At 70.4% G+C, this 13,434-nt stretch carries 12 protein-coding genes; 4 read left to right on the top strand and 8 right to left on the bottom strand.

Annotated features, from left to right (window positions below; all coding sequences use genetic code 11):
- Positions 1 to 32: 32 nt before the first annotated feature.
- Positions 33 to 1,190 carry an acyl-CoA dehydrogenase gene (locus tag AC07EJ_RS40025; protein WP_389488338.1) on the bottom strand — a complete coding sequence of 386 codons (1,158 nt, stop codon included), beginning with the start codon at positions 1,188 to 1,190 and terminating at the stop codon, positions 33 to 35.
- A 173-nt stretch (positions 1,191 to 1,363) separates the two neighbouring features.
- On the opposite strand from AC07EJ_RS40025, the gene AC07EJ_RS40020 reads away from it, so the two are divergent.
- Together AC07EJ_RS40020 and AC07EJ_RS40015 are read left to right on the top strand one after the other, a co-directional pair.
- Complete coding sequence (locus AC07EJ_RS40020; protein ID WP_389488340.1) at positions 1,364 to 2,707, top strand: UDP-glucose dehydrogenase family protein; 1,344 nt, start codon at positions 1,364 to 1,366, stop codon at positions 2,705 to 2,707.
- A 20-nt stretch (positions 2,708 to 2,727) separates the two neighbouring features.
- The gene (locus AC07EJ_RS40015; RefSeq protein ID WP_362897569.1) at positions 2,728 to 3,090 is read left to right on the top strand and encodes a VOC family protein; all 363 of its coding nucleotides are present in this window, start codon (positions 2,728 to 2,730) and stop codon (positions 3,088 to 3,090) included.
- A gap of 54 nt (positions 3,091 to 3,144) precedes the next feature.
- Here the strand turns inward: AC07EJ_RS40015 and AC07EJ_RS40010 are convergent, their stop codons facing one another.
- The 4 genes from AC07EJ_RS40010 to AC07EJ_RS39995 form a co-directional block, all read right to left on the bottom strand.
- Complete coding sequence (locus AC07EJ_RS40010) at positions 3,145 to 4,272, bottom strand: dipeptidase (protein ID WP_389488341.1); 1,128 nt, start codon at positions 4,270 to 4,272, stop codon at positions 3,145 to 3,147.
- A gap of 195 nt (positions 4,273 to 4,467) precedes the next feature.
- Complete coding sequence (locus tag AC07EJ_RS40005; RefSeq protein ID WP_389488343.1) at positions 4,468 to 5,655, bottom strand: dipeptidase; 1,188 nt, start codon at positions 5,653 to 5,655, stop codon at positions 4,468 to 4,470.
- A gap of 5 nt (positions 5,656 to 5,660) precedes the next feature.
- Entirely contained in the window at positions 5,661 to 6,188 is a 528-nt protein-coding gene (gene purE / locus AC07EJ_RS40000; protein ID WP_389488345.1) for a 5-(carboxyamino)imidazole ribonucleotide mutase, read from the bottom strand.
- Positions 6,185 to 7,351, bottom strand: a complete 1,167-nt coding sequence (locus AC07EJ_RS39995) for a 5-(carboxyamino)imidazole ribonucleotide synthase (RefSeq protein WP_389488347.1) — start codon at positions 7,349 to 7,351, stop codon at positions 6,185 to 6,187. The genes purE and AC07EJ_RS39995 overlap by 4 nt, the downstream gene beginning before the upstream one ends.
- Before the next feature lie 120 nt (positions 7,352 to 7,471).
- On the opposite strand from AC07EJ_RS39995, the gene AC07EJ_RS39990 reads away from it, so the two are divergent.
- Positions 7,472 to 8,035, top strand: a complete 564-nt coding sequence (locus AC07EJ_RS39990) for a GtrA family protein (protein ID WP_389488349.1) — start codon at positions 7,472 to 7,474, stop codon at positions 8,033 to 8,035.
- Between the two features lie 25 nt (positions 8,036 to 8,060).
- Here AC07EJ_RS39990 and AC07EJ_RS39985 read toward each other — a convergent pair whose 3' ends face one another.
- Positions 8,061 to 9,335: an ATP-binding protein gene (locus AC07EJ_RS39985; RefSeq protein ID WP_389488352.1), complete on the bottom strand. Its 1,275-nt coding sequence runs from the start codon at positions 9,333 to 9,335 to the stop codon at positions 8,061 to 8,063.
- Positions 9,336 to 9,350: 15 nt separating this feature from the next.
- On the bottom strand, positions 9,351 to 10,028 hold the full coding sequence (locus tag AC07EJ_RS39980; RefSeq protein WP_362897580.1) for a response regulator transcription factor: 678 nt from the start codon (positions 10,026 to 10,028) through the stop codon (positions 9,351 to 9,353).
- A gap of 494 nt (positions 10,029 to 10,522) precedes the next feature.
- On the opposite strand from AC07EJ_RS39980, the gene AC07EJ_RS39975 reads away from it, so the two are divergent.
- The gene (locus tag AC07EJ_RS39975) at positions 10,523 to 12,010 is read left to right on the top strand and encodes a peptide MFS transporter (RefSeq protein WP_389488355.1); all 1,488 of its coding nucleotides are present in this window, start codon (positions 10,523 to 10,525) and stop codon (positions 12,008 to 12,010) included.
- Between the two features lie 119 nt (positions 12,011 to 12,129).
- Here AC07EJ_RS39975 and AC07EJ_RS39970 read toward each other — a convergent pair whose 3' ends face one another.
- The gene (locus AC07EJ_RS39970; protein ID WP_389488381.1) at positions 12,130 to 13,428 is read right to left on the bottom strand and encodes a hypothetical protein; all 1,299 of its coding nucleotides are present in this window, start codon (positions 13,426 to 13,428) and stop codon (positions 12,130 to 12,132) included.
- Positions 13,429 to 13,434 lie beyond the last annotated feature (6 nt).

Raw genomic sequence — 13,434 nt, 5'->3', positions numbered from 1 at the left:
GTGACGCCGGGGGCTGCTTCAAAAGGTCCGGACTACGGCAGGTTCCTGGCCATCACGATGCGCTGGACCTGGTTCGTGCCTTCGTAGATCTGCGTGATCTTCGCGTCGCGCATCATGCGCTCGACCGGGTAGTCACGGGTGTAGCCGTAGCCGCCGAGGAGCTGGACGGCGTCCGTGGTGACCTCCATGGCGACGTCCGAGGCGAAGCACTTGGCCGCCGCGCCCTGGAAGGTGAGGTCGGCGTCGAGGCGCTCGGAGGCGGCCGCGGCCTGGTAGGTGAGGGCGCGGGCGGCGGCGATCTTCATCGCCATGTCGGCGAGCATGAACTGGATGCCCTGGAAGTCGGCGATCGGCTTGCCGAACTGCTTGCGCTCCTTGACGTAGCCCTTGGCGTAGTCGAGGGCGCCCTGGGCGATGCCGAGCGCCTGGGCCGCGATGGTGATGCGGGTGTGGTCCAGGGTCTTCATCGCGGTGGCGAAGCCGGTGCCCTCCTCGCCGATCATGCGGTCCAGCGGAATGCGGACGTTGTCGAGGTAGACCTCGCGCGTCGGGGAGCCCTTGATGCCGAGCTTGCGCTCCGGGGCGCCGAAGGAGACGCCCTCGTCGGACTTCTCGACGACGAAGGCGGAGATGCCCTTCGAGCGCTTGGTCGGGTCGGTGACGGCCATCACCGTGTAGAACTCGGAGACACCGGCGTTGGTGATCCAACGCTTCACGCCGTTGAGGACCCAGGAGTCGCCGTCGCGGACCGCGCGCGTCTTCATGCCCGCCGCGTCCGAGCCCGCGTCCGGCTCGGAGAGGCAGTAGGAGAACATGCCCTCGCCCTTGGCGAGCCGCGTCATGTACTTCTTCTTCAGCTCCTCGGAGCCGGAGAGGATGACGGGCAGCGAGCCCAGCTTGTTCACGGCCGGGATGAGGGAGGAGCTGGCGCAGACGCGGGCCACTTCCTCGATCACGATGACGGTCGCCAGCGCGTCGGCTCCGGCGCCGCCGTAGGCCTCCGGTACGTGCACCGCCTGGAGGTCGTTCGCGACGAGGGCGTCGAGGGCCTCCTGCGGGAAACGCGCCTCCTCGTCCACCGCCGCGGCGAACGGCGCGATCTTGGCCTCGCACAGAGCCCGCACGGACTCGCGGAGCATGTCGTGCTCTTCGGCCGGACGGTACAGGTCGAATTCGGGCGATCCTGCCAAGGTGTCTCACGCTCCAAGGACGCTAATTACCGTTAAGTAACCCAAATTTTATGCGCCCGCCCACGCGAGGGATACGTGAGCTACGCGACAGGGGAAACGTGCCCTGTGAGGGGCCGCACCACGCCCGACTATGCTCGGGCACCGCACTGCAGCCGTACACCTCTGGAGTTCCCATGGCCTTGAAGATCACCGTGATCGGCACCGGCTACCTCGGCGCCACACACGCCGCCGCCATGGCCGAACTCGGCTTCGAGGTGCTCGGGCTCGATGTCGTGCCCGAGAAGATCGAGATGCTCACGCGGGGCGAGGTCCCCATGTACGAGCCCGGTCTGGAGGAGCTGCTGCGCAAGCACGTCGCCGGCATCGAGGGATCCACCGGGCGGCTGCGCTTCACCATGGACTGGGCCGAGGTCGCCGAGTTCGGCGACGTCCACTTCGTGTGCGTGAACACCCCGCAGAAGCACGGCGAGTACGCCTGCGACATGAGTTACGTCGACGCCGCGGTGGAGTCGCTGGCCCAGCACCTGACCAAGCCGGCGCTCGTCGTCGGCAAGTCGACCGTGCCCGTCGGCAGCGCCGAGCGGCTCGCGGCCCGCATCCTGGAGCTGGCGCCCGCCGGCGGCGAGGTCGAGCTGGCCTGGAACCCGGAGTTCCTGCGCGAGGGCTTCGCCGTCCAGGACACGCTGCACCCGGACCGGATCGTGGTCGGCGTGCGCAGCGACCGCGCCGAGAAGACGCTGCGCGAGGTGTACGCGACGCCGGTCGGACAGGGCTCGCCGTTCGTGGTGACGGACTTCCCGACGGCCGAGCTGGTCAAGACGGCCGCCAATTCGTTCCTCGCGACGAAGATCTCCTTCATCAACGCCATGGCCGAGGTGTGCGAGGCCGCGGGCGGCGACGTCAAGAAGCTCGCGGAGGCGATCGGCTACGACGAGCGGATCGGCGCCAAGTTCCTGCGGGCCGGGATCGGCTTCGGCGGCGGCTGTCTGCCCAAGGACATCCGGGCGTTCATGGCGCGCGCCGGTGAGCTGGGCGCGGACCAGGCGCTGACGTTCCTGCGCGAGATCGACTCCATCAACATGCGGCGCCGCGGCCAGATGGTCGAGATGACCCGCGAGGCGCTCGGCGGCGGCTCGTTCCTGGGCAAGCGGGTCGCGGTGCTCGGCGCCACGTTCAAGCCGGACTCCGACGACGTACGCGACTCCCCGGCGCTCAACGTCGCGGGTCAGATCCACCTCCAGGGCGGCCAGGTCACGGTCTACGACCCGAAGGGCATGGACAACGCCCGGCGCCTGTTCCCCACGCTCGGCTACGCGGAGTCCGCCGAGGCGGCCGTGCGGGGCGCGGACGTGGTGCTGCACCTGACAGAGTGGCGCGAGTTCCGCGAGCTCGACCCGGCGGCGCTCGGCGCGCTGGCCGGCACGCCGCTGATCCTCGACGGGCGCAACGCGCTCGACCCGGAGCTGTGGCGCGAGGCGGGCTGGACGTACCGGGCGATGGGCCGCCCGGCTGCCTGAACCCCTATAGAGGAGATGTCATGGCTCTCGCCACGCTGGGTGTCGTCGTCCTGGACTGTCCCGAACCGCGCGCGCTAGCCGATTTCTACGCGGCGGTGCTCGGCGGCACCGTGACGAGCGACGACGGCACGTGGGTCGACCTGGAGGTGCCGGGCAGCCGGCCGCTCGCGTTCCAGGCGGCACCCGACTTCGTGGCACCGGCCTGGCCCGCGCCCGACCGGCCGCAGCAGTTCCACCTGGACCTCACGGTCGAGGACCTCGACACGGCGGAGAAGGGCGTACTGGCCCTGGGCGCGAGGGTCCTCGACGCGGAGGACCGCTCGCGCACCTGGCGGGTCTACGCGGACCCGGCAGGGCACCCGTTCTGCCTGTGCGCCTGCTGAGTCCGCTCCCCTGCGCCTGTCCGTCAGACGTCGAGGCTGTACCTGTCCTGTCCGTCAGTCGTCGAGGCCTTCGATCCTCGCCGTCGACGGCGGGCGGCGCAGCGCTGCGGCCCGCGCCGCGAACTCCGTCTCGCGCAGCACGCGTTGGACGTTGCCCCACGTGAGCTGGGCCAGATCTGACTCCGGCCAGCCCCGCCCGGCCAGTTCCGCGATGAGGTGCGGATAGCGCGAGACGTCGGCGAGGCCCTCGGGGTGCACGGCTCCGGTGTCGTACGCGCCGGAGAGGCCGACGGACTGCGGGCCCGCCACCCGCCGCACATGGTCCAGATGGTCGGCGACGTCGCCGAGTCCGGGGCCGGTGCGCTCCGCGGAGCACGGCACGAGGCACACGCCCCTGGCGGCGCCGAGCTCGGCGAGCAGGTCGTCGGGGACGTTGTCCGGGTGGCTGTTGAGGGCGTGGGCCCCGGAGTGGGTGAGGATCACCGGGGCCTTGGTGACGGCGAGGACCCGGCGGACCGTGCGCTCGGAGGCGCCGGTGAGGTCGGCGAGGACGCCGAGCCGGTTCATCTCGCGCACCACCTCCTCGCCGAACCGGGTCAGCCCCGCCTCCGTGGCCCAGGAGGTGCCGGTGAGGGTGAGCACGCGCAGGTCCAGCGTGTGCAGGGCGCGCAGCGTGGCGAGGGAGTCCCCGATGGCTGCGGCCGGGGCGGGCCCCATGAGGACGCCGATACGGCCGTAGGCGCGGGCGTCGCACAGCTCGGAGGCGGAGCGGGCCAGGCGCAGGCCCTCGGGGTACTCGGCCACGACGTGCTTGGCGAGGTCGAGCTGTTCGAGGACCGCGGTGACGGGGTGTTCGGCGTGCGCCGTGCCGGGCAGCAGGCGCAGCGTCCACAGGAGGGAGCCGACGCCTCCGTCACGCAGCCGGGGGAGGTCGGTGTCGACGGAGCTCTCGCCCAGTTCGAGGTCGTACCAGGGCAGCGTGCGCAGCGTTGCGGGCAGACCGCAGTAGCCGTCGGCGACGGGGTCGGTCGTGAGGAGGGCACGGGCGCGGGTGAGTGCGTCGTCCGCGGAGGGCTCGGGAGCCTCCTCGGTCGGTGAGGTGAGCTCGTCGGTCGGTGGGGCGAGCTCGTCGAGCTCACCTATCTCGGTTGCGGCGGTCAGTTCGGACTGCAGGTCTGCCATGGCAAAGCTCCGGGCATCGACGGTGTCGGCAGTAAAGATCACCGTCACACGCATGGCCCGCACCCACCTGGTGGGCGGCGCGTTCGGGCGACAGCAGGACGCCCAAACCTCCGGAGCCGAAGAACTCCGGAGGTTTTCGCACGGGACTGCCGGCCGTCGGGCCCGGCCGGCCGCTCAGCCGTCGAGCCCGGTCGGTCAGCCGTCGAGCTGGGCCAGTGTCGCGTTCGACGGGCCGCGGCGGGACTGCTCGTCCCGGGCCACGTCCTCCGCCGCGCCGAGGACCCGTACCGCGTTCTGCCAGGTCAGCTTGGCGAGGTCGGGGTCCGACCAGCCGCGGTCGACGAGTTCCGCGATCAGGTTCGGGTAGCCCGAGACGTCGCCCAGGCCGTCCGGCAGGAACGCCGTGCCGTCGTAGTCGCCGCCGATGCCGATGTGGTCGACGCCGGCGACCTCACGCATGTGGTCGAGGTGGTCGGCGACGGTGGAGACGGTCGCGATCGGGCGCGGGTGCGCCTCCTCGAACGCGCGGTGGAGCTTCATGGCCTCCGCCGACGTGTCCAGGTGGTGGAAACCGTGTGCGCGCAGATTATCGTCCGCGGCGGCCGTCCAGTCGACGGCGGCCTGGAGGACGAACTTCGGCACGAACGTGGCCATCGCGACGCCGCCGTTCGCGGGCAGTCGCTCCAGGACGTCGTCCGGGATGTTGCGCGGGTGGTCGCACACGGCGCGCGAGGACGAGTGGGAGAAGATCACCGGCGCGACCGAGGTGTCGAGCGCGGCCCGCATCGTGGTCGCCGCCACGTGCGAGAGGTCGACGAGCATGCCGGCCCGGTTCATCTCCCGTACGACCTCGTGGCCGAAGGGCGAGAGCCCACCGACGCCCGGCTCGTCCGTCGCCGAGTCCGCCCACGCGATGTTGTCGTTGTGCGTGAGCGTCATGTAGCGCACGCCCAGCGTGTGCAGCGCGCGCAGCGTGGCCAGCGAGTTGTCGATGGAGTGGCCGCCCTCGGCGCCCATGAGGGACGCGATACGGCCCTCGGTGCGGGCGGCCTCCATGTCGGCGGCCGTCAGCGCGCGGCGCAGGTCTGCCGGGTAGCGCTCGATCAGCTGCTGGACGCAGTCGATCTGCTCCAGGGTGGCGCTGACCGCCACGTCACCGGCCATGTCCGAGCGCACGTACACGGACCAGAACTGCGCCCCGACCCCGCCGGCCCGCAGCCGGGCCAGGTCGGTGTGCAGATGCGCGCTCTGGTCGACGGCGATGTCCCGCGCGTCGATGTCGTACGCGACCTGCTCGCGCAGCGCCCACGGCAGGTCGTTGTGGCCGTCGACGACGGGGAAGTCGGCGAGTATCGCGCGGGCCCGCTCCAGGGAGGTGGTCATCGCGGTCACTTCCCGAAGCCGAAGCCGGACGCGCCGTCGACCTTGGCGCGCAGCCGCTTGCCCTTCTCCGTGGCCTGGTCGTTCAGCTCCTGCTGGAACTCCCGCATGCGGCCGAGGAGTTCCTCGTCGTGCGTGGCGAGGATGCGGGCCGCGAGGAGGCCCGCGTTGCGCGCGCCGCCGACGGAGACGGTGGCGACGGGGACGCCCGCGGGCATCTGCACGATGGACAGCAGGCTGTCCATGCCGTCGAGGTACTTCAGCGGGACGGGGACACCGATGACGGGCAGCGGGGTCACGGAGGCGAGCATGCCCGGCAGATGGGCGGCTCCCCCGGCTCCCGCGATGATCGCCTTGAGGCCGCGGCCGTCCGCCTGCTCGCCGTACGCGATCATTTCGCGCGGCATGCGGTGCGCGGAGACGACATCCACCTCGTAGGGGATCTCGAACTCGTCGAGAGCCTGGGCGGCGGCCTCCATGACGGGCCAGTCGGAGTCGGAACCCATGACAATGCCAACGACAGGGGACGTGCTCATTCGGTGATCGTTCCTCTGAGGTAGCCGGCTGCGTGACGGGCGCGCTCCAGCACGTCGTCCAGGTCGTCGCCGTAGGTGTTGACGTGGCCGACCTTGCGTCCGGGCTTCACGTCCTTGCCATACATGTGGATCTTGAGCTTCGGGTCGCGGGCCATGCAGTGCAGGTACGCGGAGTACATGTCCGGGTAGTCGCCGCCGAGGACGTTGCACATGACCGTCCAGGGGGCGCGCGGGCGCGGGTCGCCGAGGGGGAGGTCGAGGACGGCGCGGACGTGGTTCGCGAACTGCGAGGTCACGGCCCCGTCCTGGGTCCAGTGGCCGGAGTTGTGCGGGCGCATCGCCAGTTCGTTGACGAGGATGCCGGGAGTCCCGTCGGGTCCGCGGGTCTCGAAGAGCTCGACCGCGAGGTGCCCGACGACACCGAGCTCCTTCGCGATCCGCAGGGCCAGCTGTTCGGCGCGCAGGGCGAGGCCCTCATCGAGGCCGGGGGCGGGCGCGATCACCGTGTCGCACACCCCGTCGACCTGCTGGGACTCGACGACGGGGTAGGCCACGGCCTGACCGTGCGGGGAGCGGACGACATTGGCCGCGAGCTCCCGTACGAAGTCGACCTTCTCCTCCGCGAGGACGGGGACGCCGGCCTTGAAGGGCTCGGCCGCGTCGTCGAGGGACCGTACGAACCACACCCCCTTCCCGTCGTAGCCGCCGCGCACCGTCTTGAGGATCACGGGGAAACCGTCGCTCGTGTCAGTGGCGCCCTCCGCCGCGAAGGCCGCCACGTCGGCGGGGTCCTTCACGAGGCGGTGGCGCGGGCAGGGAGCGCCGATCTGCGTGAGCTTCGCGCGCATCACACCCTTGTCCTGGGCGTGCACGAGCGCCTCGGGTCCGGGGCGCACGGGGATGCCGTCCGCCTCCAGGGCCCGCAGGTGCTCCGTGGGCACGTGCTCGTGATCGAAGGTGATCACGTCACAGCCCCGCGCGAAGTCACGCAGCGTGTCCAGGTCGCGATAGTCGCCTATGACGACATCGCTGACGACCTGCGCCGCGGAATCCTGAGGAGTGTCACTGAGGAGCTTGAACTTGATGCCGAGCGGGATGCCCGCCTCGTGTGTCATACGAGCGAGCTGCCCCCCGCCGACCATGCCGACTACCGGGAACGTCACACCCCCAGGGTATCGGCCGTCCCGCGATGCCAGGATTAGGCGTCCCCAGGCGCCCGACCTGCCGCCTGGTTAGCATGACCGAGTCGATATATCGGAACTACGGGGGCTGGGGCGAGCACGATGAACGGACCTGCCGCATGGCGTGCGCGACTCGACCAGCTGGGCCGCGAGGTCGCCAAGTTCGGTGCCGTGGGCGCGCTCGGAACCCTCGTGAACTTCGGCGTCTCCAACCTTCTGTGGCACACGACGAACCTTCAGGCCGTGCGGGCGAACATCATCGCCACGGTCATCGCCATCGCGTTCAACTACGTGGGGTTCCGCTACTTCACCTACCGTGACCGCGACAAGGGCGGCCGGACGCGGGAGCTCACGCTGTTCCTGGCGTTCAGCGCGGTCGGCCTGGTGATCGAGAACGGCGTCCTGTACCTGGCAATCTACGGCTTCGGCTGGGAGAGCTCGCTGCAGCGCAACGTCTTCAAGTTCGTCGGCATCGGCATCGCGACGCTGTTCCGCTTCTGGTCGTACCGCACGTGGGTCTTCAAGACGCTGCCCGGCCGCGAGACCGTCACCGGCGCTGAATCGTTCCTGGAGGAGTCTCGGGACGGCCGTGACGGGCGCGACGGGCGCGACGGGCGTGACGGGCGCGGGGACCGCCGCTCCGACATCCAGCGCACCCACCGCTGACCGGGGCCGCTCACCGGCCGGTCCGCTAGCGGACCGTCTCCGTCCCCTCGCCCGGCGCCGCCTTCTTCAGCGGCGTACGCGACAGGAACAGGCCGAACACCGGCGGGTTCGTCTGGAGCATCTCCAGGCGGCCGCCGTCCGCCTCGGCCAGGTCGCGGGCGACCGCGAGGCCGATCCCCGTCGAGTTGCGGCCGCTGATGGTCCGCTCGAAGATCCGCGCACCCAGATCGGCCGGCACCCCGGGTCCCTCGTCCGTGACCTCGACGACGGCCTGGTTGCCGGTGACGCGGGTGCGCAGCGCGACCGTGCCGCCGCCGTGCATGAGGGAGTTCTCGATCAGCGCGGCGAGCACCTGGGCGACGGCGCCCGGCGTGCCCACGGCCTTCAGATGCCGCTTGCCCGAGGAGACGATGGCGCGGCCCGCGCTGCGGTAGGCGGGACGCCACTCCTCCAGCTGCTGCTTGATGACCTCGTCCAGGTCGAAGGAGACCGCGGACCCCGTACGCGGGTCGCGCGAGTTGGTGAGCAGCCGCTCCACGACGTCCGTGAGCCGCTCGACCTGCGCGAGCGCGATCGTCGCCTCTTCCTTCACCGTGTCCAGGTCATCGGTGACGGTGATCTCCTCCAGGCGCATGGAGAGCGCCGTGAGGGGCGTACGGAGCTGGTGCGAGGCGTCGGCCGCCAGGCGCCGCTCGGCGGTCAGCATGCGCGCGATCCGCTCCGCGCTGGAGTCGAGGACGTCGGCGACCCGGTCCAGTTCGGCCACCCCGTAGCGGCGGTGACGCGGGCGGGGGTCGCCCGAGCCGAGGCGCTCCGCGGTGGAGGCGAGGTCGGTGAGCGGGGACGTGAGCCGGTTGGCCTGGCGTACGGCGAGCAGGACCGCGGCGATGACGGCGAGCAGCGCCACCCCGGCGATGATCAGCAGCGTGCGGCCGACCTCGCGGGTGACGGAGGAGCGGGGCTCCTCGACGGTGACCGTCTCGCCCTTCTCGCCCTTGGCGGTGGCCTGGATGACGTCCCCTGCGGGGCGCGCCCCGATCTGGATGGGGGCGCGCCCCGGCAGCTCGATCCTGGCGTACCGGTCGGGGCCGACCTGGTTCTCCAGGATCGCGCCGCTGACCTGTTCGTCGCCGAGGAGCCGGCTGTCGACGATGCTGACGAGCCGGACCGCCTCGGAGTCCACCCGCTCCTGGGCGCTGTTGGTGATCGTGCGGGTCTCGACGATGACGAGCGAGACCCCGAAGACAGCGATCACGACGAGCACGACGGCGAGCGTGGAGTTGATCAGACGGCGGCGCATAGCTGTACCAGTACGTCAGCTCTTCTCGAAACGGAAGCCGACGCCGCGCACGGTGGCGATGTAGCGCGGGTTGGCGGCGTCGTCACCGAGCTTCTTGCGCAGCCAGGAGATGTGCATGTCGAGGGTCTTCGTCGACGACCACCACGTGGTGTCCCAGACCTCGCGCATCAGCTGGTCGCGGGTCACGACCCGGCCGGCGTCGCGCACCAGGACCCGCAGCAGGTCGAACTCCTTGGCGGTGAGCTGGAGTTCCTCGTCGCCCATCCACGCGCGGTGCGACTCGACGTCGATGCGGACGCCGTGCGTGGCGGGCGGCTGCTGGGGCTCGGCGGCGCCGCGCCGCAGCAGGGCCCGTACGCGGGCGAGCAGTTCGGCGAGGCGGAACGGCTTGGTGACGTAGTCGTCGGCGCCGGCGTCCAGGCCGACGACGGTGTCCACCTCGTCGGCGCGGGCGGTCAGGATGAGGACGGGCACCGTGTGCCCCTCGGCGCGCATGCGCCGGGCGACCTCCAGGCCGTCCATGCCGGGCAGCCCCAGGTCGAGTACGACGAGGTCGATGTTGCCCTGGAGTCCCGCGTCGAGCGCGGTCGGGCCGTCCTCACGCACTTCGACCTCGTAACCCTCCCTGCGCAGGGCACGGGCCAGCGGCTCCGAGATGGACGCGTCGTCCTCGGCGAGCAGTACACGGGTCATGCAGTGATGGTAGTCCGCGCCGGAAGGCGGCCGGGGGGCGATCCGCCAGGGCGGCGACCTGGCCGGGCGGGCCTGCGCCTGTGGGATGAGAACCTGGGGGATGCCTTCGAATGCGCGCGAACGGTTCCGTCAGGGCCTGTGATCCATCTCTCAAGTCCTTCCATATGCCGCACTGTCGTGTCGTATGGTGACTGAACGCCTGATGCACTAAAGAAGGACCTTTGAGCGCACCGCGCTGCGAAGGTCTCTTTCATGTGTGAGCTGGTCACCACCAGCGTTGAAGGAATGACCTGTGGGCCGGACCCCGGACGCGAAGCCGCGCACGGGGTGTGGATCCCGGGACTCCGTACCTGGTCTCCGTGCACGTCTTCGTACACGGAGAGCGATCCCCTGTGGGCGTGGGGATGAAGGACGGCAGGTCCCGGTGCCGGCCACCCCCCTCACTGGCCGCGCTGTCACCCACGACCCGCGACCCGTACCAGCAAGGAACTTCCATGGCGACCAGCCTGACGAAGGAATCCACCGGGGCACCCTCCGGCGGTAAGACCTTCTTCGGCCACCCTCGCGGTCTGGCCACTCTGTTCATGACCGAGATGTGGGAGCGTTTCTCCTACTACGGCATGCGCGCCCTGCTCCCGCTGTACCTGGTGGCTCCCGAGGGCCTCGGCCTCGACGCGGGCACGGCCATCGCCATCTACTCCGTCTACGTCTCGACGGTGTACCTGCTCGCCATGCCCGGCGGCTGGTTCGGCGACCGCGTGTGGGGACCGCGTAAGACGACCGCGATCGCCGGTGCGGTGATCATGGTTGGTCACCTGCTGCTGGCCGTCCCCTCGAACGGCATCTTCTACGTCGGCCTGCTCTTCGTGGCCGTCGGTTCGGGTCTGCTGAAGTCCAACATCTCGACGATGGTCGGCCACCTCTACAACGGCCCGGACGACCCGCGCCGTGACGGCGGCTTCACCGTCTTCTACATGGGCATCAACCTCGGCGCGTTCGCCGCGCCGCTGGTCATCGGCACCGTCGGCCAGAACGTGAACTGGCACCTCGGCTTCGCGCTCGCCGCGGTCGGCATGGCGATCGGCCTCGGCCAGTTCCTGCTCGGCACCCGCCACCTGTCGGAGCAGTCCTCGGTCGTCCCGAAGCCGCTGGACGCCGCCGAGCGTGCCGCCACGCTGAAGAAGTCGATGATCTGGCTGCTCATCGCCGTCGTCTTCTACGGCATCGTCGTGGGCACCGGCACCTACACCCTGAACTGGGTGATGGTCCCGCTCATGCTGATCGGCCTGATCGTCCCGATCATGGTCCTCGGCCGCATCAAGCGCGACAAGGAACTGACGAGCACCGAGCAGTCGAAGGTCTCCGGCTACATCTGGTTCTTCGTCGCCGCCGCCGTCTTCTGGATGATCTACGACCAGGGCGGCTCGACCCTGTCGATCTTCGCCGACAGCCACGCCAACACGAGCGTCTTCGGCTGGGACTTCCCGGTCTCCTGGTTCCAGTCCGTGAACCCGGTGATCATCATGGCGCTGGCCCCGGTCGCCGCCATGATCTGGCTGGCGCTGGCCCGCAAGGGCAAGGAGCCGAGCACGGTCACCAAGTTCTCGCTCGGCCTGGCCCTCGTCGGCATCTCCTTCTTCGTCTTCCTGCTGCCGCTGACGGCCGCGGGCGACGGCAAGGTCAGCCCCTGGTGGCTCGTCCTGATCTACTTCGTCCAGACGGTCGGCGAGCTGGCCCTCTCTCCGGTCGGCCTCTCGGTGACCACCAAGATGGCCCCGGCGAAGTACGGCTCCCAGATGATGGGCGTCTGGTTCCTCGCGGTGACGGCGGGCGACGCGGTGACGGGTCTGCTCTCCACGGCCGGCGTCGACCTCAACGGCACGGGCGTCGTGGGCCTGGAAGCCGCACTCGCGGTGATCGCGGGCGGCGCGGTGTTCATGTACCGCAAGAAGGTCAAGGAGCTGATGGGCGACGTGCGCTAGTCGCTCTCGCTCGGCCGCACACCTACGAAGGGCCGCCCCACCGGATTCGGTGGGGCGGCCCTTCGGCGTTTCCCGGCGCACGTACGTACGCGGCGCCACGTGAGGGCGGCCCTCTCAGCTCACCCCACCCGGCGTCGCTTCGGCAGGAAGGTGAAGACCGCTCCGCCCAGCAGGATCACCGTGCCCGCGACCAGGCCGAGGGCGCGCAGGATGCCGTCGTTCGACGAGCCCGTCTCCGCGAGGCCGCCGGAGGTGTCCGAGCCGCCCGCCGAGCCGCCGGCCGAACCGGAGCCGCCCGCCGCGCCGCCCGGCTGGGCCGCCGTGTCGATCTCCAGGGAGACCTCCGTCTTCGACGGGGTGCAGGTCGTCGTCGTGCCCAGGGCCTTCACCGTGAGCACTCCGGGCGACAGGGTCGACTTGCCGTCGGCGCCCGGCTTGTAGGTGCCGGTGAGGTCGGGGATGTTGATGGGCGCACCGGACTTGATGGGCTCCTTGTTCGTGGGGCCCTCCACGTGGACCGTGCCCTTGTCGGCGCCGCCCAGGGTGACCTCCATCGACGGCTTGACCGAGTCGGCGGGGATGTCCGCCGGGCTGTCCATGACGGACTTCTTGAACTGGACCGTCAGGCCGTAGTTCCCGCCGTCCTTCTTGGCGTTGATCTGCACCGGCGAGGTGGCGTCCTTGTCGCCGATGGGCGTCTTGCACTTGTACGGGATCTGGACTTCCTTGCCGGTGAAGTCGCTCTTGCCGCCGCTGCCACCCGTGTCGCTACCGCCGGTGTCGCTGCCGCCCGTACCGGAGGAGCCGCCGTTGGAGCCGCCACCGCTGGTGCCGCCCGTCGGCAGACCCGTGGGGAGCCCGGTGGGCAGGCCCGTCGGGAGGCCCGTGGGCAGCCCGCCCGTGGTGGCGCCGCCCCCGTCGGTGACCTTGATGGTCGCGCCGGGCTTCACCGTCTCCTTGGGCGAGCACTTGGTGTCCGTCGAGATCGGCTTGCTGACGTTGATGTTGTACTTGTCCGGGGTCAGCGTCACCTCGCCCGGCGCCGTCAGCTTGATCTTGCCCTTCATGTCGGACAGGACCATGGGGCTGTTCTTCTTGATCGGCGGGTTGGTGCGGGTGCCCTCCACCGCCAGGTCCGCGGTCTGCGCGCCGCCCACCTTCACCGTGCCGGTCGGCAGGACCGTGTCCTTGTCGAGGTCGAGGACATCCGGGTTGCTGGACGCGGCCTGGGTCGTCTTCCAGACGACCTCCACCTCGTCCCCCACCTTCGCCTCGGCGGGCGCCGTGATCTCCACCTTGGTCGTGCCCTCCACGGCGGGCAGGCCGGAGATCGCGGGCGGTATGCACTCGGTCTTGTACGCGACCTCGGCGGCCTGTGCCGGTGCGGCGGCGAGCAGGAGGCCCGCACCGCCCAGCATCAGGGC

The sequence above is a fragment of the Streptomyces sp. NPDC045026 genome (assembly GCF_056432625.1).
Note: the sequence above shows the minus strand (reverse complement) of the source record. Positions and strands in the feature narration are given on the sequence as shown.

Bases quoted from the DNA above. Each gene is read 5' to 3' on its own strand.
- AC07EJ_RS40020 (WP_389488340.1), top strand. From the start codon at position 1,364: ATGGCCTTGAAGATCACCGTGATCGGCACCGGCTACCTCGGCGCCACA.
- AC07EJ_RS40015 (WP_362897569.1), top strand. From the start codon at position 2,728: ATGGCTCTCGCCACGCTGGGTGTCGTCGTCCTGGACTGTCCCGAACCG.
- AC07EJ_RS40005 (WP_389488343.1), bottom strand. From the start codon at position 5,655: ATGACCACCTCCCTGGAGCGGGCCCGCGCGATACTCGCCGACTTCCCC.
- AC07EJ_RS40010 (WP_389488341.1), bottom strand. From the start codon at position 4,272: ATGGCAGACCTGCAGTCCGAACTGACCGCCGCAACCGAGATAGGTGAG.
- purE (WP_389488345.1), bottom strand. From the start codon at position 6,188: ATGAGCACGTCCCCTGTCGTTGGCATTGTCATGGGTTCCGACTCCGAC.
- AC07EJ_RS39975 (WP_389488355.1), top strand. From the start codon at position 10,523: ATGGCGACCAGCCTGACGAAGGAATCCACCGGGGCACCCTCCGGCGGT.
- AC07EJ_RS39990 (WP_389488349.1), top strand. From the start codon at position 7,472: ATGAACGGACCTGCCGCATGGCGTGCGCGACTCGACCAGCTGGGCCGC.
- AC07EJ_RS39985 (WP_389488352.1), bottom strand. From the start codon at position 9,335: ATGCGCCGCCGTCTGATCAACTCCACGCTCGCCGTCGTGCTCGTCGTG.
- AC07EJ_RS39970 (WP_389488381.1), bottom strand. From the start codon at position 13,428: ATGCTGGGCGGTGCGGGCCTCCTGCTCGCCGCCGCACCGGCACAGGCC.
- AC07EJ_RS39980 (WP_362897580.1), bottom strand. From the start codon at position 10,028: ATGACCCGTGTACTGCTCGCCGAGGACGACGCGTCCATCTCGGAGCCG.